Genomic DNA, 21,415 nt, shown 5'->3' with positions numbered 1-21,415 from the left:
AGGCCCTGACCAGGCTCTCGTAGGTGTGCTCGGCGTCCTGTACCGGTGCGGCGTAGACATGCATCTGCCGCGAGTAGCCCAGCACATTGACGGCGATGTTGACCCGGGTGGACTGGCCATCGACCTCGACCGTCAGCTCGCCCCAGTCATGCTGCAGCTGGTGGCCGGGGCGCGTCTCGAAACGCACCGTGGCCTTCGACGGCTGCAGCGAGCGCTTGGGCCGGATGTAATCACACAGGATCGAATAGCCCCCCGCATAGCCGCAGTGGCGCAGCTCGGTGAAGATCACCTGAGCATTCCAGACCCCCTGGGCGAGCAACGTATCGACCTGCGGCTTGAACGGATCCAGCTTGCTGCGCCGAGCACCCGGCCGGCGATGCACGTCGAGCTCGGCGGCGACGTCCTTGAGATAGGCTCCCTGATTGACCTTTTGGCGTATCATGAGGAAAGTCCTCCTGCTTGAGCATCGGGTACCTCCTGATCGTTCTGTTTCCCAATCAGAGGGTACCCCGCTTGAGTGGGGGGACACCTTATTTCGGTATTCAGGGGACTTTTAGCATCGTTACTGACACTGCACCCGAGCGCGCCGCAGAAAGCCTTTACCCAGGCCAAGCGACTGGCCGGTGTCGAGCGGATCGGTGGTATTCATAGCCTGCGCCATGCCTACGCCACGCATGTACTGGAACAGGGTATGCCCGTCCATCAGCTTCAACGGCTGAAGCTGTCTGACAGCCTGATGGGCGGCTTAGTCCAACAGGCATTTCTTCGCCATGCTCCGCACGGCGAAGAAATGCTGAACAGTTACACCTCACTGATCCGGCCTTGACAACTGTACGGCAAGGCCGTATATTTTAGCAATGCTTTTCATCGAAACCTCAACGTTCACCAAGCTATTGCCGAACTATCTCACGGATGAGGAATACCGTGGGCTTCAAACCTACCTTCTGCAGAAGCCAGATGCCGGGGATCTGATTAAAGGTTCGGGTGGTGTTCGTAAAGTTCGATGGGCACCAGCGGGTTCGGGAAAGAGCGGTGGTATCAGAGCCATTTATTACTGGAAGAAATCTGACCACGAGATATGGATGCTCACGCTGTACAGTAAATCAGAACGCGCCAGCATTCCTGGCCACACGCTCAAGCAGATAGCGGAGGCAATCAAAAATGGGTGACAGGAACCTTGGGGCAGAGATTCTTGACGGTATCAATGAAATCAAGCAGTTCAAGAAAGGCAAACTGGCTCTACGAACGCATGAGCTTTCAGAGCCTTCACCGCCCAAAGTGATCAGGCTGAAATTGCACATGTCGCAGTCAGCATTTGCCGGTCTTATGGGTGTGAGTGTGCGAACCCTTCAGGATTGGGAACAGGGTCGTCGCGAGCCGCAGGGGCCTGCGGTTGCGCTTCTGCGCATAGCTGAGCAACACCCGGAAGTTTTTAGTCAGCTTCACTGACCAAAGTGAGGTGTAACCAGGCCATGCACCGGATGCCAAAACCTCCGCTTCGGCCCTACCCCGCGATCATCCGCTTCTTACGTAATGGTTGGCCACCTGGGGGCCAGCGGTGCGGTCAATTAACGGCTCCACCGAATCCCTCACTCGCCGTTCGTGCCCGGGTCATCGACGCGCACCCGAACATAGGAGCCGGGTGCCTCCTCGATAGGCGGGTATTCCTCGCTGCCGGGTTCGCGGGCGGACACCTGGCTGCCGGCATGGCGCTTGAGCCACTGGCGCCATTCCGGCCACCAGGAGCCTTCGTGGTGGGTGGCCGATTCCAGCCAGCGGTCAGGGTCGTTGGGCAGGTGGCCGTAGCTCCAGTAGCCGTACTTCGTCGAGTCGGCCGGGTTGATCACGCCCGCGATATGGCCGGAGCCCCCCAGGATGAAGCGTGGCCGGCCACCCAGCAGGTGGGCGCCGCGATAGCTGGATTGCCAGGGGGCGATATGATCCTTCTCGGTGGCCACGAAGAACGCCGGGGTCTTCACCTTGCTCAGATCGATGGCTTCCCCCGCCAGGGTAATGCCCCCGGGTTCGGCGAGGCGGTTTTCCAGGTACATATTGCGCAGGTAGAAGCTCTGCATGCGCCGTGGCATGCGGGTGGAGTCGGAATTCCAGTAGAGCAGGTCGAAGGCCTGGGGCTCCTTGCCGAGCAGGTAGTTGTTGATCACGAAGCCCCAGATCAGGTCGGCGGACTGCAGCAGGTTGAAGGCATTGGCCAGGTGGGTGCCCTCCAGGTAACCGCGCTGGGCCATGTGATGTTCCATGTAGCGGATCTGCTCCTCGTCGATGAACACCTTCAGCGGCCCCACCTCGCTGAAGTCGAGCAGGGTGGTGAAGAAGGTGGCACTGTGCACCCGTTCGTCGCCCCGGGCGGCCTGATGCGCCAGGGTGCTGGCCAGCAGGGTGCCGCCGATGCAGTAGCCGATGGTGTTGAGCGTCTCCTCGCCGGTGATCTCTCCCACCACGTCCATGGCCTTGAGGGTGCCCCGGGTGAGGTAGTCGTCGAAGGCCACCTCGGCATAGCGCTCGTCGGGATTGACCCACGAGATGATGAAGACGGTTATTCCCTGGTCGACGGCCCAGCGGATGAACGAGCGCTTCGGGGTCAGGTCCAGGATGTAGTACTTGTTGATCCATGGCGGGACGATCAGCAGCGGCCGGCGGTCGACCGCCTCGGTGGCGGGGGCGTACTGGATGAGCTGCATCAGCTCATTCTGGTAGACGACCTTGCCCGGGGTCGCTGCGATGTCCTTGCCCAGCTCCAGCCCGGCCGAATCACTCTGCTTGATGCGCAGCAACCCCTCGCCCCGCGCCATGTCCTCCATCAGGTTGGCCAGCCCCTGCAGCAGGTTGGCGCCGCCGGTGCGCACCGTGGCCTCGATCACCTCCGGGTTGGTGGTGACGAAGTTGCTGGGGGCGAGGGCGTCGATCAGCTGACGGGCATAGAACTCGACCCTGGCCCGCTCGTCGTCGTCCAGATCCTCGGTGACCTCATGCACCCCCTTCAACCACTGCTCGGCCGTCAACTGGTAGGCCTGGCGGAGCGTGTCGAAGAAGAGGTTCTCTTCCCAGCTCTTGCCCTTGAATCGCCGGTCGCGCGGGGCTGGATCGAGGCCCGATGAGGGCGCCTCGCCGGACAGGCGCTGCACGGCGTTCTGCCAGAGGGTCGTATAGCCCTCCATTAGCTGTTGCTGGAATTCCATGGCGCGTTGCGGATGGAGCAGGAACTGCTGGCCCAGACTGGCAAGCGACTTGGCCGCGACTGCCGGGTCGGGCATGGTGAAGAAGTCCCCGCGTGTCTGGCGCTCGAGCCAGCCCTTCCACGCCCGGGACGACCCGGTCGATAGTCGCTCGAGAACCTCGGCATAGCGCTGTGCCAGCTCATCGGGTGGCGTCGCCTGATCGTCTGGCTTCGCTGAAGACGGTTTCTGGTCATTCATGGCCTTGCCCCCTGGTGAGTGCTCCGCGATAGCGGCCTCGTCCGACCCGGAGGCGGGTCGACGCGTCAGAGTCGATATGCTGCTCTCCAACTGCCGCAACCACTCCCTTCAGTATCGTAGGGGCTGAGTGAGACGCAACCTCACCGAGGGGGCGGATATAGCCGTCGTGTGCCCGCAGAACCTTCCGTTGCCCTGCCAGCGCTTGGACGCTCCCTGAAGGCTCATCGGCCTCAGGCTTCTACCAGTGGAAAGGGAGGCGACAGACCAGATGCAGCTGCTCAGGGGATCGTCTCCGGGCTCTCCTTCTCCGCCGGCTATGTCCTCGGGGTGGCCGGCCACTGGCTGTGGGCCTATCGGCACCTGCCGGAGCCCGGGCCGTGCTTGTTGTCCTTGGCCTCGATCACCGCAATGGGCTGGTGCTTCTGGTAGCTCAGCAGGTAGTCGGCGCGGCGCCGCTTGCCCCAAGAGTCGACGCCAGCGTTATAAGTCCGACAAGGAGGTGCAAACAACCTTTATGGGCGTTAATGCTGATCGTAGTGTCCGCCGAAGTGTCCGCCAATGACGAAAATATAAAGGGACTTGTCGTCGAACCGACAAATGAGCCTGTCCCTCGGTGAGAGGCGTCTTGACCACAGGCCTGACACGTTGTGCTTGAGTGGCTCAGGTTTGCCGATGCCAGTTGATGGGTCGTCAGAGCGGATCCATTCGCGGCGAAAGCGAGGTTACTGCCTGCTGTTTACCCAGCAGGCAGCAGGTCGGCCACATCAGTCTTCGGTGCGCACCAGCCAGGACTCGACCACCTCGGCGCCGTGCTCTGCCTTCCAGGCCTTCAGCGTCTTCTGATTTCCGCCGCGGGTCTCGACCACCTCACCCGTATTGGGATTCTTGAAAATCTTCAGCTTGCGCTTGGCGCGTCCAGTACTCGGGCTGCTGGCAGTGCTTTGGGCCGCCGTGGGCTTCGGATTCAACAGGGCGATCACGTCAGCAGCGGACTTTCCAAACTCGCGCATCAGCGCTTCTAATTTTTCCTTGAACTCGAGCTCGTTCTTCAGACCCTCGTCGTTTTCAAGGGCCTTCAGCTCGTCCTGAAGCTGTTTCAATTGCTGTTCTTTCTGCAGATAGGAACTGAGGATCGACATCTTGTCTCCGTCTTTGGATATATGCCGGGGAAGTATGATCATCATTGAACACCGCTTCAACAGAAAACGCCCGGTGCGGTGCGATAGTGTAGATCCCCAGGCGCCGCGAGAAAAAACATCTACGGAGCCGTAGGCTATGTGGAAGAAGGCTCGGGGATCAATTTGTTGGGCACCCAGCTCAAGTCAGTGACCATGCCGAACAGCTCGACCAGCGACTGGAAGACGATGACCACCACGGCGGCGTGCCAGGCAGCGGCCAGAGGAAGGCTTCCAGCCGAGATGATCGCGTCGTTGCCGATACACACGCCCGGCGACGCCATGACCGAACCATACGTCATGGCCCACTACCACACGCGCGGCCTGACGCCACGCAAACACCTCGTCATCCTCGGCGGACTCATCCTACGTTTCCCATCTTGTCGTGGGCCATGGTGGGTGGTGTCACTGGACCAACGCAGACCTCTTTACCATCCTTCGGTACCCGCACATTGGCGGGCAGAGAGATCGGCGACTCGACAAGCTCCCGATCCAGATCGTGTCCGATATGGGTCAGATAAACTGCAGGCACCTCGAACCGCTCGATGATCTGCAGCGCCATCGGCAGGGAATTATGATTGGTCGGGTTGACGACGCTGCTGGGGTGGCCGGTGTCGAGCACCACCACATCCGGCTGCCACTCGCGCAGAAAGCGCTCTGTCGCCCCCGGCAAGCCGCAGGTGTCGGTCAGGTAGGCCAATCGCCCGCCTCCGTCATCGAGGCAATAACCCAGGGTCGGCTTGCTGTGATGGAGTGGTACGGGAGTCACCGTCAGCGACGGTAGCAGCAGCGGCCGAAACGGCTTGAGGCCCGCCTTGAAGTCCAGCACCCCGGGGTGGCGGAAGAGGTCGGCAAAACCTTGGGGGTCCTTGGGGCCATAGACCGGCAGCGGCTCCCCCCTGCCCCAACGCAGATGCAGGAGGCCCTGCACATGATCGGCGTGATAGTGGGTGAGCAGGATCGCCGACGGCCGCTCTCGCTCACAGCTCTCCGCCAGATCCATGCGTCCCGCATCGATCAGATAGCGGTGGCCATCGACACGCACCTCGGCGCTGCACGGCCCCCGGCGATGACTGGACAGCACCCGCGCACGAGCACAGGCGTCGCAGTCGCAGCCAAAACAGGGCACCTGGGCACTGTCGCCGGTCCCCACGAAGCGAAACTTCACGCTGGGACCTCCGTCTCGAGCAGCCGGTCCATCGCCGCCAGGCTGGCATCCAGAGGCCCGCCGTTATCGATGTGCACCACGTCCGGCAAGGCCTCGCGCAGTTCCCGATGACGCTGAAGACGGGCCTCGATCTCCGTCTCGCTCTCTCGCCCACGCCGTCGTAACCGACCGCGCAGCACCTCTTCCGCTGCCGTGATCACCACGGGGAGGAGCGCTTCACCGAAGCGCGCCTGGGCCTGGCCAAGCACCCGTCGGCTGCCATTGACCAGCACCACCTTGTCGCAAGCCAGCCAGGCCTCCACCTCGATGCCCAAACCGTACTGAAACCCATGTGCCTGCCAGGAGAGGGCAAACAGACCCGAGCACTCGCGGGCGGCAAACTCCTCGCCGGTCAGTGCAACGCTGTTCTCGGTGGGTCCGCTGTGACGGGTCACATAGCGATGTGCGACCATCCACTCGGGATGGCGCTGGCGGACCGCCTCCAGCAGGGTGTCCTTGCCCACCCCACTGGCACCCACCAGATACACCAGGCGGCCCATCAGTGCACCTGCCGGCCAGCGCACCATACCCGCTGCACCAGCGGATGGTCGTCGACCACACGCACCCGCAGCAGATCGGCGCGCAGCCCCGGGGCGAGCCGACCGCGATCAGTGAGCCCCACTGCCTCGGCCGGTGTTCGTGTGGCCGTGGCCACCGCCTGAGGCAGGGGGTACCCCTCCGCCATGCCGGCAATGCGGAACACCGCATCCAGCAGTGCAGCAGGATAGTAGTCCGAAGAGAGCACATCGAGCACACCCAGCCGCACCAGCTCCTCCGCCGCGATATTGCCGGAGTGCGAGCCGCCACGCACGACGTTGGGCGCGCCCATCATCACCGCCAGGCCGTGGCGGTGAGAGGCCTCGGCCGCCTCGCGGGTCGTGGGGAATTCTGCCACCCGGGTGCCATACTCGACGCTCTCGGCCACATGCTCGATGGTGGCGTCATCGTGGCTGGCCAGGGCCAGACCCCGCGCCTGACACGCCTCGGCGATGGCGCGTCGATGGGCACTGCTGTAGAGAACGCTGTTGGCCAGCTGCTTCTCGATGAACGCCTCTAGTGCCTCGTCGCTGAATCGGTACTTACCCTGGTAGTAGGTGCGGTAGGCCTCCAGGCTGGCGAATTGACGCTGGCCCGGCGCATGGTCCATCAACGACACCAGGCCCAGCAGCGGCGAGCCGGCCAGTGCCTCGAAGCGAGAGAGCGTCTCGGGGTGGCACACCTCACAGCGCAGGTGCAGGCGGTGATCGATGCGCGCCATGTCGTCGGTCATGATCGCCTGTAGCGAGTCGACCATGTCGAGCAGCGCGCCGTGGCGCATGCTCTGTTCGTCGACATCGCCGATCGAGAGCGCATCGAACACCGTGGTGATGCCGCTGGCGGCCATCTGGGCATCATGCGCCAGCGCCGCGGGGCGTCCCGGCCAAGCCACCTTGGGGCGCGGCTGGAAATACTTCTCCATGTTGTCGGTGTGCAGCTCGACCATGCCCGGCATCAGGTAGTCGCCCTGGCAATCCAGGGCACCCGGGTGCCGGCTCGGTGTATCGTCGATGCCCGCGATACGGCCGTCGCGAATCTTCAGCGAGCCCAGGCACACCTCATCGTCCAGAATCAGACGCGCATTGGTGAGAATCTGTTCGGCGGCATTCATCAGCGGATCTCCTCGGACGGGGACTCGGCCGCTTCCAGCACGGCTCCCATGTGGGCCTCCAGCGGCAACAGGCGATCCGCTACTCGCTCTCGCACATCCTCATCATGGAAGATGCCCAGCAATGCCGCACCGCGCGCCTTGGCCTCCTCGATCAAACCCACCACGACCTCGCGGTTAGCGGCATCCAGCGAGGCGGTCGGCTCGTCGAGCAGCAGCAGAGGGTGCTCGGCGATGAAGCCCCGGGCGATGTTCACGCGCTGCTGCTCACCACCGGAGAAGGTGCCCGGCGGCAGTGACCACAGCCGCGGTGGCAGATTGAGCCGAGCCAGCATTGTCTCGGCACGCTCACGGGCCTCGTCAGGCTCGACACCACACGCCAGCAGCGGCTCCATCACCACTTCTACCGCTGGCACGCGAGGTACCACCCGCAGGAACTGACTGACGTAGCCGATCACGTCGCGGCGCAGAGAGTGCCAGGCGTGGGCCGGCAGATCGGCAAGCTCGAGCTCGCCGTCCTCCTCCCCGTCACCATCAAAGTGCAGGCGCAGGCGCCCACCGGTGACGCGATAGCTGCCGTGGAGCATCTTGAGCAGCGAGCTCTTGCCGATACCACTGGGTCCGGCCAGCACCAGGCATTCGCCCGGTAACAGGGAGAACGAAAGGCCACGCATTACCTCGAGAGTCATGCCGCCCTGGCCGTGCAGCACGAACGACTTGTGCAGGGCGTCTACGGTCAGGAAGGGTTGCGTCAGGGATGTCATGGGTGACAGCTCCTCAAGGCGTGAGTACCGACGACACCAACAGCTGCGTATAGGCATGCTGCGGATCGTCCAGAATCTGATCGGTCAGGCCGCTCTCGACCACCTGGCCGCGGCGCATCACCATCAAGCGGTGGGCCAGCAGTCGGGCAACCGCCAAGTCATGGGTCACTAGAATGACCGAGAGGCCCAACTCGCGAACCAGGGTGCGCAGCATGTCGAGCAACCGGGCCTGCACCGAGACGTCCAGGCCTCCGGTCGGCTCGTCCATGAACACCAGATTCGGCCGGGTCACCAGGGTGCGAGCGATCTGCAGGCGCTGCTGCATGCCGCCCGAGAAGGTCTTGGGCGCGTCATCGATGCGCTTCGGGTCGAGCTCCACTCGACCCATCCAGTCCTGGCCGGCCGCCCGCAGCTGGCCATAATGACGCTCGCCCAGGGCCATCAGGCGCTCACCAATATTGGCACCGGCCGAAACCCCAAGGCGCAGCCCATCACGCGGATTCTGGTGCACCAACCCCCACTCCATGCGCAGCAGTGCCCGTCGACGCGCTTCGCCAAGAGCATACAGATCGAGTTCCCCCTCATGGCCCGCTCCGTCGCGGCCCTGGGCGACGGTCGAGCGATAGGCCACCTGCCCGGTATCCGGGCGCTCCAGCCCTGAGAGCACGCGCAGCAGGGTCGACTTGCCGGAGCCGGACTCACCGACGATACCCAGCACCTCGCCGCGATGCAGGGTGAAATCGATCGCCTCGCAGCCCTTGCCGGGGCCGTACAGGCGCGAGACACCGCGCGCTTCCAGCAGCGCGGGCCGTTGCAGTTCGGGACACTTCATGCCACCTCCTCACGACGTGACTGGCAGTAGTCGGTATCCGAGCAGACGAACATCCGCCCGCCCCGGTCGTCGGTAATCACCTCGTCGAGGAAGGTGTCGCGAGCCCCGCAGATGGCGCAGGGTTCCTCCCACTGCTGCACTTCGAACGGATGGTCCTCGAAGTCCAGGCTCTCCACCCGCGTATAGGGCGGAATGGCGTAGAGCCGCTTCTCGCGTCCAGCACCGAACAGCATCAGCGCCTCGGCCATGTGCAGCTTGGGGTTATCAAACTTGGGGATCGGCGAGGGGTCGGTGACATAGCGCCCGTCCACCTTCACGGGATAGGCATAGGTCGTGGCGATATGCCCGTGACGCGCGATGTCCTCGTAGAGCTTGACGTGCATGACCCCATACTCCTCCAGGGCGTGCATCAGCCGGGTTTCCTCCTCGCTGGGTTCGATGAAGCGCAGCGGTTCGGGTATCGGCACCTGGAAGACAAGGATCTGGCCCTGGCGCAGGGGCTGCTCGGGGATACGGTGACGCGTCTGGATCACATCGGCCTCGGCCGTCGCCGAGGTGGTGGTGACACCGGCCACCCGCTCGAAGAAGGCGCGGATGCTCACCGCATTGGTGGTATCGTCGGCGCCCTGGTCGATCACCTTGAGCACATCGTCCTGACCCAGCACGCTGGCCGTCAGCTGCATGCCACCGGTACCCCAGCCGTAGGGCATCGGCATCTCGCGCCCGCCGAAGGGCACCTGATAGCCGGGAATCGCCACGGCCTTGAGCAAGCCGCGGCGGATCATGCGCTTGGTCTGTTCGTCGAGGTAGGCGAAGTTGTAACCGGTCGTGGCATCAGAATAGTCGTTCATGCCTGCTGCTCCTCCGGCGCGGTAGTAGGTTGCTCGTCAGGCTGTAGCCGGCGGGCGGCATGCTCGCGGCGCAGGCGCCGCAGCAACTCCAGCTCCGACTGGAAGTCCACGTAGTGCGGCAGCTTGAGGTGTGAAACGAAGCCTGCCGATTCGACACTATCGGCGTGGGCCAGCACGAATTCCGCCTGCTGGGCAGGGCCCGTTGGGGTCTCGCCCAGTTCCTCGGCGCGAAGGGCGCGGTCGACCAGCGCCATGGCCATGGTCTTGCGCTCGTTGTGGCCAAAGGCCAGCCCGTAGCCGCGGGTAAACTGCGGTGCCACTTCACGCGAGCCGCCGAACTGGTTGATCATCTGGCACTCGCTGATCTCGATCTCGCCAATGCACACGGGCACCTCGCACTCCTCCACCTCGATCTCGACCGCCACACGACCCAGGCGAATCTCCCCGGCGAAGGGGTGGTTGCGCCCATAGCCGCGCTGGGTGGAGTAGCCAAGGGCCAGCAAGTAGCCCTCATCGCCGCGAGCCAGCATCTGCAGCCTGGTGGCCCGATCTACCGGGAAGTCAGGGGGGTCACGGGTGATGTCATAGGGCTCGCTGCCGTCGTCTGCCTCGCGCTCGAGCAACCCTTCGTCGTCGAGCAGTTCCAGGATCTGCGGGCAGGCCGTCAGTGTCTCCTGGGCCTCGACGGGTGTAGGCGTTTCCCCCTTGGCCAGCTGCAGGAAGTCCAGCAGGCGGTGGGTGTAGTCGTAGGTCGGCCCCAGCACCTGGCCGCCAGGGATGTCCTTGTAGGTGGCGCTGACGCGTCGCTCGATATGCATCGCCGCGGTATCCAGAGGCACCGTTTCAGCCAGCCGCGGCAGTGTGGTGCGATAGGCGCGCAGCAGGAATACCGCCTCGACCATGTCGCCGCTAGCCTGCTTGATGGCCAGGGCAGCGAGCTCCGGGTCATACAACGAGGCTTCGGCCATCACCCGCGCCACAGCCAGGCGCAGCTGCCCTTCCACCTGAGCCACCTCCAGTTCGGCGGATTCGCGGCTGCCTCGCCGGCGATCGGCCAGCCAACGGTGCGCATTGGCAATGGCTTGCTCTCCGCCCTTCACTGCGACATACATGGATCAGCCTCCTCTACCCGGGAAGATGTGATGCGGGTGCTGCGCGGCACTGCTGCCAGCCGGGCCCCGCAGGTCAGGATGGCGTCCAGCCCACGTGGGAAGCGGGACTGATTGGCCGCCAGGCGGTTCATGAGGGCATTGCCCTCCCCGATGCCGAGGCGCCGGAATCCGGGGATACCCGGTCCCTGAAGCCGCCAGGGACCCTCGGTATCCAACCGCTCCAGCACCACCAGCAGCGTGGTGCTGCGATCGGGGTAGATATCGCTGCCCTCGTTGAATACACGAGTGGGATCGGCCAGGGTTGCCGGGGTCACGAGCGCGAAGTCCGCCTCGGCGGGCGTGTCGACCAGACGGCTGCCGGTATGGAACCTCAATCCCTCGCCTAGGCCACCTGCGGCCAATTCGGGGGTCAGCCACACCCGTGTGTCGAGATCGCACAGCGTAAGCAGTGTCGCCCAGCAGGCTGCGCCGATGGCGGCGTCCTCAGGCCTGAGCGGGGACTCCAGCATGTCTTCAACGGTGCCGGGCTCCGCCATGGTCGACAGTAGTTGGCGATAGGCGCGCTGGCTGTCGTGGACGGGATCGTCAAAAGCGGACCACTGCATGCTCATTCCCCTCGGACCATGGTGAAGAAATCGACACGGGTCGCCGCCGCACGGCACCCATGCGCCTCCTGTTCGACGTGCAGTGCGGCCTCCAGCGGCGTCAGCAGTTCAGCGTCGATGCGCTGTCCCCAGTCGTCACGCTGTGCGCAGGCATCAGCCAGGGCGATGAGCTCAGCGTGATGCGCATCGCGGCCCTTGACCCAGCCGTGGCCTAGCGGACCGCCGCCCGGCGTGCCGTCGTCCAGGGCTACGCTCGCCCGGGTCAGGGTCATCTCACCGAGATTGAAAGCCTTGCCGCTGCCGCCCATGCGGCCGCGCACCATAGCCATGCCGGTCTCGGGGCCGCGGACACAGCGGTAGTCGGGAGCGATGCCCAACCGAGCCCAGTGCTCGGCCAGACGCTCGCGGGGAGTCAGCGCCAGAATGCGCTGGCGTCGTGCAGACGTCATGAAGACACCTCGTCAGACAGTGGGTCATTGAAGTCGATGTGGTAGGAGAGACGGTCGGCCCGTGCACGACTGATCGAGACCTCGACCAGTGCGCCGTCGGCATCGACGTTGTCGCTGGCCAGCTGCAGCAGTGGGGCCTGATGCGGGCACTGCAGCAAGCGCTGGTCCTCACGGTCGGCGACCCCGGCCTCGATCCGGACCCGGCGACGTGTGAGCCGTAGACCATAGTGCTGATTGAGCAGTGCGCGTGTGGAGCCGCCCCGATATCGCTCCAGCCAGCCGGGTACCCGCGCTGGGTCGAACCAGTGGCGCAGACGCAGTAGCGGCGCCTCGTCCACCCAGCGCAGGGTATCGACGCACATCAGGGTCATGCCGGCGGGTTGAGAGAATCGCGCGGCAATTGCCTCCGGCGCCACGACCAGCGACTGCTGGAGGCATTCGGTCGTGGTGGTGATGCCCAGCTCCGCGAGGTTGTGCGTCACCTTGCTGCCAGCGCTCACCGCATAGTCCAGCCGCCGATCGACCACCAGCGTGCCCAGGCCCTGGTGGCGAGTCACCATGCCGTCCGACACCAGCTCATCGAGGGCTCGGCGCACGGTGTGGCGGTTGACACCGAAGCGCCGGGCCAGCTGGGACTCGCTCGGCAACCACTGTCCCGGGGAGAAGTGGGTCCGTACCTCTTCGGACAGTGCTCCAGCCAAAGTGAGGTAGCGGGGCTCGCGAAGGGCTTGTCTAGACATGTCGCCTCCTGAAAAAAAGCGCTTCAGATGAAGCGTTTGCGAACCTGCTGGGAGGCCATGTCGAGCAGCGTCACCGCCACGATGATCACCAGCATGATGGTGGCCGTCTCGGTGTACTGGAAGCCGCGCATGGTCTCCCACAGCGACACGCCGATACCACCGCCGCCCACCATGCCCAGCACCGTGGCCGAGCGAATGTTGGACTCGAAACGGTACAGGCTGACCGAGATCCACAGCGGCAGGACCTGAGGAATCAGGCCGAAGATGATCTCTTCGATGCGGCCAGCACCGGTCACGTGCACTCCTTCCATGGGGCCCGAATCGCTCGCTTCCACGGCCTCGGAAAACAGCTTGGCCAGCACCCCGGTGGTGTGGACGAACAGCGCCAGGGTGCCGGCGAAGGGTCCCAGTCCCACGGCCACCACAAAGATCATGGCGAACACCAGCTCGTTGATCGCACGACAGGCATCCATCAGCCGGCGCATGGGCTGATATACCCACCACGGAGCAAGGTTCTCGGAGGACAGTAGGCTGCAGGGAATGGCGCATAGCACCGCCAGCAAGGTGCCCCAGATGGCGATCTGGATGGTGATCAGCATCTGGTCGATGTAGTGCTCCAGATTGCCCAGGGCCGGCGGGAAGAAATCCCCGGCCAGTTCGGCCATGTTGTCAGTATTGGCAATCAGCAGCCCGGGCTGCATTTCCGCGCCCTGCCAGGCCCAGCTGAGCACCGCCAGGGTCAGGGCCCATCCCGCCAGCGGGACCCAGCCTCGCCGTGCCGGTCGGGCGTCCAATGTGGAGTGATGCACGTTCATGGGAACTCCCGTTGAGGGGCCCGCAAGCCCCTCGTCATTCAGCGCTGGATGTCGTTACTGACTAACCATCGCGGTCGCTGGCGCCTCATCGGCCTGAGCCTTGGCTGCCTCGAGTCGCTGGTTCAGTTCTTCGAGCTGAGCATCGAACTCGGCCAGCTGGCGGTCGCGCTCTTCTTCGGACAAGCTCTCGTCCTGGGCGACCTGAGCACGCTCCTTGAATAGCTCCAGTTGACGAATGGGCAGCAGCTGATCGTTATTGGATTCGTCGAAGCGTGCCCACTGCAGCGGCTCGAGGATCTCGCGCTGGGCCTCGGTCTCGCCGTAGGAATAGAAGAACTCACGCAGCTCTGCCTTCAGCTCCTCGGGAAGGTTCTTGCGCCACACCAGCGGGTCGGAGGGAATCAGCGGCGATTTCCAGATCACCTTGATCTGTTCTGCCTTATCGGGATGATTGATTTCGAGACGCTCCATGCTCTCGGTATTGAACGTGGCCACGTCGACCAGGCCGTTGGCCACGGAGAGCGCGTTGGTTTCATGATTGGAATTCAGCGTCCGCTTGAAGGCCGATGCCGCATCCACGCCGTTCTTGGCAAAGATGTAGTAACCGGGCACCAGGAAACCGGAGGTGGAATTGGGGTCACCGTTACCAAAGATCAGTTCATCAGCGCGGCTCAGCACGTCCTCCACATTCTCGAGGTTGCTGTCGCGATGAGTGATCAGTAGGCCCCAATAGCCCGGCGAGCCATCGGCGGCCACGGTCTGGGCAAAGACCTCGCCGCCGGCGCGGTCGACGGCCTCCATGGCCGACTTGTTGCCGTACCAGGCCAGGTCGACCTTGTCGAAACGCATGGCCTGAATGACCGCGGCGTAGTCAGTGGCAAAGAATGGCTTCACTTCCATGCCCAGAGTGTCGGACATCTCGGCCAGGAAGGGCTCCCATTGGGTGGACTGATTCTGGCTCGATTCGGTGGAAATGATGCCGAAGTTCAAGGTGTCGGCGGCATCGGCGGCAAGAGTCAGCTGGCTGGCGAACAGGGTGGCACCAGCCACCAGCGGCAGGGCGATACGACGCAGGGTAAAACGGGACATGGCAAGGACTCCTTCGGGGTGGTGATCAAGCGAGTGAGGTCAGCCCAGCGCAGCCACGGGGGTGGCCAGGTCAACGGAGGTGGAACGGGAGTGGAGCTCGTCGAGTCCAGCGTTCTCGTACAGCGACTCGAGGCGGGCATCGGTGAGATCGCTGGCGGGGCCATCGAAATACAGGCGTCCCTCCTTGAGGGCGATGGCACGCGGACAGAAGCGCCGTGCAACCTCCACCTGATGCAGGGTGATCAGCACGGTGCGGCCATCTTCGGCATTGATGCGCGCCAGAATTTCCATGACCTCGCGGACACTGCGCGGATCCAGCGAGGCGATAGGTTCATCGGCCAGGATGATGTCGGCGTCCTGCATCAGCACCCTGGCAATGGCCACGCGCTGCATCTGTCCGCCGGACAGGGTGTTGGCACGCTGGCCGGCCAGGGCCTCGATCCCCACCCGTGCCAAGGCGTGGCGCGCGGACTGCCTCTCTTCCTCGGTGAAGCGACCCAAAAGGGCGCGTCCACGGGGCATGTTGCCCAGCTGACCGATCAGCACGTTGGTCAGCACGCTCAGTCGGCCGACGAGGTTGAACTGCTGGAAGATGTAGCCAGTGCGGCAGCGATCGGCGCGGGAACGGCGGCTCAGGCGTCCACCGCTCTGGATATTGCGACCAAGCACCTGAACGCGGCTCTTTCCATCACGATTGGAACGGGTGAGGCCAGCGAGGTGACGCAGCAGGGTGGACTTGCCGGAGCCCGACGGCCCGATCAACGCCACCATTTCACCGGGCTTCACCGAGAAACCGACGTCGCGAAGCACGGGATGCTGACCGAAGCTCTTGCTTAGCTGGTCAACCAGAATGCTGGGGATCGACATGACACCTCTCCTCGTTGGGATGGTGTCAGTATCGCGGACTCAGGTTAACGTCAGTTGTCTAGACAATGATAATCTCGTGACACTGTTGAGGTAACTCATGCCACGATACATGTCACACGTTATCAACTTTTCTATATATCAACTGGTTACAAACCACAGTCACCAATTCGTCATGCAAATGACCGCAACTCGTCATTTGACGAGATATGCCTTGCACCACAGCTGAGGCTGAGAGCCCCGACGGTTCCCACTATCGATATGACATCAGGCCAAGTGGCCGCCGAATGCTTCAGTCGCACAAAAACGAATTGATCACCCGGGACCCGACACCTAGATGCGGCGCCTGGTGTATCCTTCCTCCTAGACCATGAGACTCCAGCCCCCCGACACCGCCCCCGAGCGCATCGGCTTTCTGCTGCTGCCGCGCTTCGCCATGGTGGCCTTCTTCTCGGCCATCGAGCCGCTGCGCATCGCCAATCGCATCGGCGGCCAGACACTGTTCGAGTGGCGGACGAATGTGAGCGGAAAACGTTGTCGAGAAGCTTCGGCGTTAACCCTTAGAAACAGGTTACCAGGCTCTCCTTAACCTTCAGCGCCTCGTCCACCAGCAACAGCTGGCGCCATTTGTCAAAGGTCAGGCAGGGATGGGAGGTGCCGAAAGCCACCACATCACCGACGGCGATCCCGGCATTCTGCGGTATCGCCAGGAAAAGGTGCTGATCCATGATATGCGTCGTGTGACAGTCACTTACGTCAACTGGCGTCGTGGCTGCCGCCGGGTGCGAGATCACCGGATAGCGCCGCAGCGGCAGTGGCAGGTCCGGCTCGTGGCCAATATCGCGCTTGCCCAGGGCGATGATGGCTAACCCCGGCTCGGGCAACGACTGCACATGGGCAAAGATCTCCAGCGCCGGCCGCAACTCACCCTGAAGGTGCGGATGGCGCGCCTTCACCTCGGCCATGGCGCCAGCATAAAGCTTGTGATCGTGCACCACGTAACAGCCCGGTCGCAGCACCGGCGTGTATCGCTCGCGCAACGCCGCGTTGTCGAACGCCTCGGCGATCAGATCGAACCACTTGGAACCGGAAGCGGTGACGATCGGCGCCTCGCACGCCAGCAAGCCACTGTCGACAAGCGACCTAACGGTTTCTACCAGTCTCTCCCCGTAGGCGCGCACTGCCGCGATTTCATCGCCGCCAGCGATCATGCCTTCGTAACCCTCAATACCCACCAGTGCCAAGGCCGGCTGCTCCGCGATCGCCGCCACCAGAGCCTCGACTTGCTCGGTATCGCGACAGCCACAGCGCCCGCCCGGCAAGCCAAGCTCGATCAACACCTGCAGCTTGAGCCCCCGGGCGGCAAAGAAACGCCCCAGCTGGCTCACATTTTCGACACCATCCACCACGCAGTAATAATCGGCGCCACCCTCGATCAGCGCCGCCACCATGGCCATGTTGACCTCACCCACCAGCTGGTTGGCCATCAGTAACCGCGTGACTCCGTGGGCGAAGGCGGCCCGGCATTGGGGGGCTGTAGCCAGGGTGATGCCCCAAGCGCCAGCCTCGAGCTGACGGTGAAACAGCGCCGGTGCCATGGTGGTCTTGCCATGAGGTGCCAGCCGTGCGCCATGATCGTCGACGAAGCACTGCATCCATTCCAAGTTCTGAGCCAACGGCGCCTCATGAATCACTGCCGCCGGCAGGCTGACCCCTGTCAACAGCTCGGGACCGGCTTCGACGGTGCCCTTGTCGCAGCACATCCTCGCTTCGCGCATTGCTTGCACTCCTCTTAGCGGCTTCGCCCAGGAACTTCAATTCCCTAGGCTATGCGATCAGCGCCTACTCACATTCACTGCTGCCGCGCATGGTTGCCGCGGCGCCCGGATCGTCGATGGCGCCGAGGTTCATCGACGTTCACACCCATGACTGAGGTAATAGCTTAAATCCAGGTGATTTCTGTCTTGACCATGGGGTCCACTATACCCTGCGAGTCGTCCGTTGATCGCGTGACCGCAGACTGTGGGTGCAAGCCCGGCCAGGACGCCTACGCTAGGTGAATGCCTTTCACAATGATGACGGCATCCGAGCCTAGGCATCGACGATGCGTTACGAGTAGCAAAAGGGTATCGAACATGAATGAAGCTAACCTTCATCCGCATGGCGCGAACGAGCTGCGGGGGCGCATCCGCGCCAACTACGACGCCAACGAGGCAGATGTGCTGCGCGGGCTCGTCGAGCGTATCAAGCTGTCCGAGGACGACCGCCGCAAGGTGGCCGCCGTCGGCGCCACATACGTGGAGCGTGTGCGCAAGGAAAAGTCACCTTCGATGATGGAGGCCTTCCTGGCCGAGTACGGGCTCTCGACCGCCGAGGGCGTCGGGCTCATGTGCCTGGCAGAAGCGCTGCTGCGCGTGCCCGATGCGGAAACCATCGACGACCTCATCCACGACAAGATCGAGCCGTCCGACTGGGGCGCGCACCTGGGCAAGTCGTCGTCGTCGATGGTCAACGCCTCGACCTGGGCGCTGATGCTGACCGGCAAGGTGCTGGACGACGATCCCAAGGGCCCGGTGCGGGCGCTGCGCGGCCTGGTGCGCCGGATGGGCGAGCCGGTGGTGCGTACCGCGGTCGGCCAGTCGATGAAGATCCTCGGGCGCCAGTTCGTGCTCGGCCAGACCATCGAGGAGGGCATGAAGAATGCCCGCGAGCTCGAGAAGCAGGGCTACACCTACTCCTACGACATGCTCGGCGAGGCCGCGCGCACCGACGACGATGCCGTTCGCTATCACCAGGCCTACGCCAAGGCGATCACCGCGATCGCCAAGCAGGCCAAGGGCGACGTGCGCGGAAGCCCCGGCATCTCGGTGAAACTCTCGGCATTGCACCCGCGTTATGAATACACCCATCGCGACACGGTGATGGCGGAACTCGTGCCGCGAGCCAAGGAGTTGGTGCAGCAGGCGGCCAAGGCCAACATCGGTTTCAACATCGATGCCGAGGAGCAGGACCGGCTGGATCTGTCGCTCGACGTGATCGAGGCACTGATGTCAGACCCCAGCCTCGATGGCTGGGATGGCTTCGGGGTCGTGGTGCAGGCTTACGGGCGCCGCGCCGCGCCGATGATCGAGACGCTCTACGAGCTCGCCGAGCGGTTCGACCGCAAGATCATGGTGCGGCTGGTCAAGGGCGCCTACTGGGATACCGAGATCAAGCTGTCTCAGGAGATGGGGGTCAAGACCTTCCCGGTCTTCACTCGCAAGGTCAACACCGATGTCAGCTACATGGCCTGCGCCCAGCTGCTGCTCGACCGGCGCGACCGCATCTATCCGCAGTTCGCGACCCACAATGCCCATACCTGTGCCGCCGTGGTGGCCATGGCGGGAGACGACAAGGACAGCTACGAGTTCCAGCGCCTGCATGGCATGGGCGAATCGCTGCATCAGATCGTCAAGCAGTCGGAGGGCACGCACTGCCGACTCTACGCCCCGGTCGGCGCGCACCGTGACCTGCTGGCCTACCTGGTGCGGCGCCTGCTGGAGAATGGCGCGAACTCCTCGTTCGTGAACCAGGTGGTGGACGAGTCGATTCCCCCGAGTGAGGTCTCGAAGGACCCGGTGGAGGGGATGGAAAAACTCGGTGACGCCTTCGCCAGCCCGTTGATCCGCCAGCCCGGCGAGCTGTTTGCGCCCGATCGCAAGAACTCCCGCGGCTACCGGATCAACGAACCCGCCTCGATCCTCCCGCTGCTCAAGGCGCGTGAAGCGTTTGCCGACACCACCTGGACCGCTGGCCCCATGCTGGCCGGAAGCCCGGCACCGCAGGGGCTGGCCCGCGATGCCGTGTCGCCCGCCGACGGCTCTCGTGTCGTCGGCAAGGTCCACGAGGCGACCCCGGCCGAGGTGGCGGCCGCCCTCGACGCCGCCGAGGAGGGGTTCCGTGACTGGTCAGCGCGGCCGGCGGCCGAGCGAGCCAAGGTGCTGCGCCGCATCGCCGACCTCTACGAGGAGCATATCGCCGAGCTGACCGTGATCGCGACGCGCGAGGCCGGCAAGATGATGTTCGATGGCATCGCCGAGGTGCGTGAGGCGGTGGATTTCCTGCGCTACTACGCCAACGAGGGCGAACGGCTGGAGGCGGAGGAGCCCGGCAGCGCCCGCGGCATCTTCGTCTGCATCAGCCCGTGGAACTTCCCGCTGGCCATCTTCACCGGCCAGATTGCCGCGGCGCTGGCGGCCGGCAATGCCGTACTCGCCAAGCCCGCCGAGCAGACGCCGCTGATCGCCGCGCGTGCCATCGAGCTGATGCGCGAGGCCGGCCTGCCGGAGGCGACGCTGCAGCTGCTGCCCGGCGACGGGCCGACGGTGGGCGGGCCGCTGACCAGCGATACGCGGATCGCGGGCGTCTGCTTCACCGGCTCGACCCCGGTGGCGCAGATCATCCACAAGGCCCTGGCCCAGAATGCGGGACCGGATGCGGTGTTGATCGCCGAGACCGGCGGGCTGAATGCGATGATCGTGGACTCCACGGCACTCACCGAGCAGGCGGTGCGCGACATCCTGATCTCCTCCTTCCAGTCGGCCGGCCAGCGCTGCTCGGCGCTGAGGATGCTCTACGTCCAGGAAGAGGCACGCGAGCGGCTGCTCAACATGCTCGACGGCGCCATGGACGCCCTCACCATCGGCGACCCCTGGAACACCGACACCGACGTCTCGCCGGTGATCGACGCCGAGGCCCAGGCCGACATCAGCGCCTATGTGGCGGCGAAGAAAAAAGCCGGCAAGGTGCTGAAGACGCTGCCCGCGCCGGACACCGGCACCTTCGTCACTCCGGCCGTGGTCGAGGTGGGGGGCATCGAGGATCTCGAGCGCGAGATCTTCGGCCCGATCCTGCACGTGGCCACCTTCAAGGCGCGCGACATCGACAAGGTGGTCGACGCGATCAACGACCAGGGGTACGGGCTGACCTTCGGCCTGCATACCCGCATCGACGACCGCGTGCAGCAGATCGTCGAGCGCGTCCATGTCGGCAACGTCTACGTCAACCGTAACCAGATCGGCGCCATCGTCGGCTCCCAGCCCTTCGGTGGCGAGGGGCTCTCGGGCACCGGCCCCAAGGCCGGCGGGCCCCTCTATGTCACCCGCTTCCGGCGCACCGCCGCCGTCGAGCGTCACGACGCTCCCCAGGGAAAATCCGTGCCCCTCGAGGACCTGCAGTCGGCCATCGACGGACTGGACCCGCGCAACTGGGCGGCGCGCCCCGACCGGGTCGAGGTGCTGCGCAAGGCAATGAGCGGCAAGGGCGGCGTGATCCGCAAGGCACTGGCCGAGACCGCGGCCCTGGACATGACCCCGCAGACGCTGCCGGGGCCGACGGGAGAGAGCAACCGGCTGGCGATGTATCCGAAGGGCCCGGTGCTCTGCCTCGGGCCGACCCTGGACATCGCCATCGCCCAGGCGGTGCAGGCGCTCGGCGCCGGCTGTGCGGCGGTGCTCGTCGCACCCGGGGCGGCACAGGCCGTGCAGCAATTGAAGAGTGCCGGGGCCCCCGTCGCCGCGCTCGACGGCAGCGTCGCGGCCGAGACGCTGACCACGGTCAAGGAGGTAGCGGCCGTGGCCGCCGCGGGTGACAGCGACTGGACCCGCGAGCTGCGCATTGCGCTGGCCGGGCGCGAGGGGGCCATCGTGCCGCTCGAGACCCAGACCATCTCGCCGGAGCGCTACGTGGTGGAGCGCCACCTGTGCATCGACACCACCGCCGCGGGCGGCAACGCCAGCCTGCTGGCGACGGCGGAATAGGCTCGACGCGTCTGCCAGCGGCATCGCCGAGGCCG

General features: G+C 64.3%; 23 protein-coding genes and 2 pseudogenes. 6 read left to right on the top strand and 19 right to left on the bottom strand.

Annotation, left to right across the window (positions count from 1 at the left end; translation table 11 throughout):
• Positions 1–442 (bottom strand): annotated as a pseudogene (locus tag OP497_RS15560) (IS21 family transposase); the annotation flags it as partial.
• Between the two features lie 75 nt (positions 443–517).
• On the opposite strand from OP497_RS15560, the gene OP497_RS15555 reads away from it, so the two are divergent.
• From OP497_RS15555 to OP497_RS15545, 3 genes are read left to right on the top strand one after another with little or no spacing between them, the layout of a single operon-like run.
• Entirely contained in the window at positions 518–826 is a 309-nt protein-coding gene (locus OP497_RS15555; RefSeq protein ID WP_280550048.1) for a tyrosine-type recombinase/integrase, read from the top strand.
• Between the two features lie 31 nt (positions 827–857).
• Positions 858–1,169 (top strand): type II toxin-antitoxin system RelE/ParE family toxin, encoded by a 312-nt coding sequence (locus OP497_RS15550; RefSeq protein WP_012137896.1) that lies wholly within the window; start codon positions 858–860, stop codon positions 1,167–1,169.
• Entirely contained in the window at positions 1,162–1,449 is a 288-nt protein-coding gene (locus OP497_RS15545) for a helix-turn-helix domain-containing protein (RefSeq protein ID WP_099620053.1), read from the top strand. Before OP497_RS15550 ends, OP497_RS15545 begins: the two co-directional genes overlap by 8 nt.
• A gap of 140 nt (positions 1,450–1,589) precedes the next feature.
• Here OP497_RS15545 and phaC read toward each other — a convergent pair whose 3' ends face one another.
• Complete coding sequence (gene phaC / locus OP497_RS15540; RefSeq protein ID WP_280550027.1) at positions 1,590–3,434, bottom strand: class I poly(R)-hydroxyalkanoic acid synthase; 1,845 nt, start codon at positions 3,432–3,434, stop codon at positions 1,590–1,592.
• 168 nt (positions 3,435–3,602) lie between these two features.
• Between phaC and OP497_RS15535 the strand changes: the two genes are divergently transcribed.
• Positions 3,603–3,863, top strand: coding sequence for an alpha/beta-hydrolase N-terminal domain-containing protein (locus tag OP497_RS15535; protein ID WP_280550025.1), 261 nt, complete (start codon positions 3,603–3,605; stop codon positions 3,861–3,863).
• A gap of 92 nt (positions 3,864–3,955) precedes the next feature.
• Here OP497_RS15535 and OP497_RS15530 read toward each other — a convergent pair whose 3' ends face one another.
• The 16 genes from OP497_RS15530 to phnC form a co-directional block, all read right to left on the bottom strand.
• A complete protein-coding gene (locus OP497_RS15530) occupies positions 3,956–4,135 on the bottom strand; it encodes a type II toxin-antitoxin system YoeB family toxin (RefSeq protein ID WP_280550054.1) in 180 nt (59 codons plus the stop codon).
• 63 nt (positions 4,136–4,198) lie between these two features.
• Positions 4,199–4,573 (bottom strand): histone-like nucleoid-structuring protein, MvaT/MvaU family, encoded by a 375-nt coding sequence (locus tag OP497_RS15525; protein WP_280550023.1) that lies wholly within the window; start codon positions 4,571–4,573, stop codon positions 4,199–4,201.
• Positions 4,574–4,707: 134 nt separating this feature from the next.
• A complete protein-coding gene (locus OP497_RS15520) occupies positions 4,708–4,911 on the bottom strand; it encodes a hypothetical protein (RefSeq protein ID WP_348533130.1) in 204 nt (67 codons plus the stop codon).
• Between the two features lie 59 nt (positions 4,912–4,970).
• A complete protein-coding gene (gene phnP, locus OP497_RS15515) occupies positions 4,971–5,777 on the bottom strand; it encodes a phosphonate metabolism protein PhnP (RefSeq protein ID WP_280550021.1) in 807 nt (268 codons plus the stop codon).
• On the bottom strand, positions 5,774–6,316 hold the full coding sequence (gene phnN, locus OP497_RS15510) for a ribose 1,5-bisphosphokinase (RefSeq protein ID WP_280550019.1): 543 nt from the start codon (positions 6,314–6,316) through the stop codon (positions 5,774–5,776). The genes phnP and phnN overlap by 4 nt, the downstream gene beginning before the upstream one ends.
• On the bottom strand, positions 6,316–7,464 hold the full coding sequence (locus OP497_RS15505) for an alpha-D-ribose 1-methylphosphonate 5-triphosphate diphosphatase (RefSeq protein ID WP_280550017.1): 1,149 nt from the start codon (positions 7,462–7,464) through the stop codon (positions 6,316–6,318). Before OP497_RS15505 ends, phnN begins: the two co-directional genes overlap by 1 nt.
• Positions 7,464–8,225 carry a phosphonate C-P lyase system protein PhnL gene (gene phnL / locus OP497_RS15500; RefSeq protein ID WP_280550014.1) on the bottom strand — a complete coding sequence of 254 codons (762 nt, stop codon included), beginning with the start codon at positions 8,223–8,225 and terminating at the stop codon, positions 7,464–7,466. The genes OP497_RS15505 and phnL overlap by 1 nt, the downstream gene beginning before the upstream one ends.
• A gap of 13 nt (positions 8,226–8,238) precedes the next feature.
• Entirely contained in the window at positions 8,239–9,057 is an 819-nt protein-coding gene (gene phnK / locus OP497_RS15495) for a phosphonate C-P lyase system protein PhnK (RefSeq protein ID WP_280550012.1), read from the bottom strand.
• Positions 9,054–9,908 (bottom strand): alpha-D-ribose 1-methylphosphonate 5-phosphate C-P-lyase PhnJ, encoded by an 855-nt coding sequence (locus OP497_RS15490; RefSeq protein WP_280550009.1) that lies wholly within the window; start codon positions 9,906–9,908, stop codon positions 9,054–9,056. The genes phnK and OP497_RS15490 overlap by 4 nt, the downstream gene beginning before the upstream one ends.
• On the bottom strand, positions 9,905–11,020 hold the full coding sequence (locus OP497_RS15485) for a carbon-phosphorus lyase complex subunit PhnI (RefSeq protein ID WP_280550007.1): 1,116 nt from the start codon (positions 11,018–11,020) through the stop codon (positions 9,905–9,907). The genes OP497_RS15490 and OP497_RS15485 overlap by 4 nt, the downstream gene beginning before the upstream one ends.
• Positions 11,005–11,631 (bottom strand): phosphonate C-P lyase system protein PhnH, encoded by a 627-nt coding sequence (gene phnH / locus OP497_RS15480; RefSeq protein WP_280550005.1) that lies wholly within the window; start codon positions 11,629–11,631, stop codon positions 11,005–11,007. Before phnH ends, OP497_RS15485 begins: the two co-directional genes overlap by 16 nt.
• Complete coding sequence (gene phnG / locus OP497_RS15475; protein WP_280550003.1) at positions 11,628–12,074, bottom strand: phosphonate C-P lyase system protein PhnG; 447 nt, start codon at positions 12,072–12,074, stop codon at positions 11,628–11,630. Before phnG ends, phnH begins: the two co-directional genes overlap by 4 nt.
• Complete coding sequence (gene phnF / locus OP497_RS15470) at positions 12,071–12,814, bottom strand: phosphonate metabolism transcriptional regulator PhnF (RefSeq protein ID WP_280550001.1); 744 nt, start codon at positions 12,812–12,814, stop codon at positions 12,071–12,073. The genes phnG and phnF overlap by 4 nt, the downstream gene beginning before the upstream one ends.
• 23 nt (positions 12,815–12,837) lie before the next feature.
• Positions 12,838–13,629, bottom strand: coding sequence for a phosphonate ABC transporter, permease protein PhnE (gene phnE / locus OP497_RS15465; RefSeq protein ID WP_280549999.1), 792 nt, complete (start codon positions 13,627–13,629; stop codon positions 12,838–12,840).
• 54 nt (positions 13,630–13,683) lie between these two features.
• Positions 13,684–14,718, bottom strand: a complete 1,035-nt coding sequence (phnD, locus tag OP497_RS15460) for a phosphonate ABC transporter substrate-binding protein (protein ID WP_280549997.1) — start codon at positions 14,716–14,718, stop codon at positions 13,684–13,686.
• A gap of 39 nt (positions 14,719–14,757) precedes the next feature.
• Positions 14,758–15,585: a phosphonate ABC transporter ATP-binding protein gene (phnC, locus tag OP497_RS15455; protein WP_280549995.1), complete on the bottom strand. Its 828-nt coding sequence runs from the start codon at positions 15,583–15,585 to the stop codon at positions 14,758–14,760.
• Positions 15,586–15,952: 367 nt separating this feature from the next.
• On the opposite strand from phnC, the pseudogene OP497_RS15450 reads away from it, so the two are divergent.
• Positions 15,953–16,093, top strand: a pseudogene (locus tag OP497_RS15450) (GlxA family transcriptional regulator); the annotation flags it as partial.
• Between the two features lie 49 nt (positions 16,094–16,142).
• Here OP497_RS15450 and OP497_RS15445 read toward each other — a convergent pair.
• On the bottom strand, positions 16,143–17,360 hold the full coding sequence (locus OP497_RS15445; protein WP_280549994.1) for an amino acid deaminase: 1,218 nt from the start codon (positions 17,358–17,360) through the stop codon (positions 16,143–16,145).
• 357 nt (positions 17,361–17,717) lie between these two features.
• Between OP497_RS15445 and putA the strand changes: the two genes are divergently transcribed.
• Positions 17,718–21,380 carry a bifunctional proline dehydrogenase/L-glutamate gamma-semialdehyde dehydrogenase PutA gene (gene putA / locus OP497_RS15440; RefSeq protein WP_280549992.1) on the top strand — a complete coding sequence of 1,221 codons (3,663 nt, stop codon included), beginning with the start codon at positions 17,718–17,720 and terminating at the stop codon, positions 21,378–21,380.
• Positions 21,381–21,415 lie beyond the last annotated feature (35 nt).

Origin of the sequence: Halomonas sp. 11-S5 (genome assembly GCF_029889825.1) — a bacterium.
Classification (GTDB): Bacteria; Pseudomonadota; Gammaproteobacteria; order Pseudomonadales; family Halomonadaceae; genus Halomonas.
This window is presented reverse-complemented; position numbering and strand designations above follow the sequence as displayed.

What these genes read in the sequence shown, in the direction of transcription:
- OP497_RS15550 (WP_012137896.1), top strand. Translation starts at nt 858, where the DNA reads ATGCTTTTCATCGAAACCTCAACGTTCACCAAGCTATTGCCGAACTAT.
- OP497_RS15545 (WP_099620053.1), top strand. Translation starts at nt 1,162, where the DNA reads ATGGGTGACAGGAACCTTGGGGCAGAGATTCTTGACGGTATCAATGAA.
- phaC (WP_280550027.1), bottom strand. Translation starts at nt 3,434, where the DNA reads ATGAATGACCAGAAACCGTCTTCAGCGAAGCCAGACGATCAGGCGACG.
- OP497_RS15525 (WP_280550023.1), bottom strand. Translation starts at nt 4,573, where the DNA reads ATGTCGATCCTCAGTTCCTATCTGCAGAAAGAACAGCAATTGAAACAG.
- OP497_RS15520 (WP_348533130.1), bottom strand. Translation starts at nt 4,911, where the DNA reads ATGACGTATGGTTCGGTCATGGCGTCGCCGGGCGTGTGTATCGGCAAC.
- phnN (WP_280550019.1), bottom strand. Translation starts at nt 6,316, where the DNA reads ATGGGCCGCCTGGTGTATCTGGTGGGTGCCAGTGGGGTGGGCAAGGAC.
- OP497_RS15505 (WP_280550017.1), bottom strand. Translation starts at nt 7,464, where the DNA reads ATGAATGCCGCCGAACAGATTCTCACCAATGCGCGTCTGATTCTGGAC.
- phnL (WP_280550014.1), bottom strand. Translation starts at nt 8,225, where the DNA reads ATGACATCCCTGACGCAACCCTTCCTGACCGTAGACGCCCTGCACAAG.
- phnK (WP_280550012.1), bottom strand. Translation starts at nt 9,057, where the DNA reads ATGAAGTGTCCCGAACTGCAACGGCCCGCGCTGCTGGAAGCGCGCGGT.
- OP497_RS15490 (WP_280550009.1), bottom strand. Translation starts at nt 9,908, where the DNA reads ATGAACGACTATTCTGATGCCACGACCGGTTACAACTTCGCCTACCTC.
- OP497_RS15485 (WP_280550007.1), bottom strand. Translation starts at nt 11,020, where the DNA reads ATGTATGTCGCAGTGAAGGGCGGAGAGCAAGCCATTGCCAATGCGCAC.
- phnH (WP_280550005.1), bottom strand. Translation starts at nt 11,631, where the DNA reads ATGAGCATGCAGTGGTCCGCTTTTGACGATCCCGTCCACGACAGCCAG.
- phnG (WP_280550003.1), bottom strand. Translation starts at nt 12,074, where the DNA reads ATGACGTCTGCACGACGCCAGCGCATTCTGGCGCTGACTCCCCGCGAG.
- phnF (WP_280550001.1), bottom strand. Translation starts at nt 12,814, where the DNA reads ATGTCTAGACAAGCCCTTCGCGAGCCCCGCTACCTCACTTTGGCTGGA.
- phnE (WP_280549999.1), bottom strand. Translation starts at nt 13,629, where the DNA reads ATGAACGTGCATCACTCCACATTGGACGCCCGACCGGCACGGCGAGGC.
- phnD (WP_280549997.1), bottom strand. Translation starts at nt 14,718, where the DNA reads ATGTCCCGTTTTACCCTGCGTCGTATCGCCCTGCCGCTGGTGGCTGGT.
- phnC (WP_280549995.1), bottom strand. Translation starts at nt 15,585, where the DNA reads ATGTCGATCCCCAGCATTCTGGTTGACCAGCTAAGCAAGAGCTTCGGT.
- OP497_RS15445 (WP_280549994.1), bottom strand. Translation starts at nt 17,360, where the DNA reads ATGCGCGAAGCGAGGATGTGCTGCGACAAGGGCACCGTCGAAGCCGGT.
- putA (WP_280549992.1), top strand. Translation starts at nt 17,718, where the DNA reads ATGAATGAAGCTAACCTTCATCCGCATGGCGCGAACGAGCTGCGGGGG.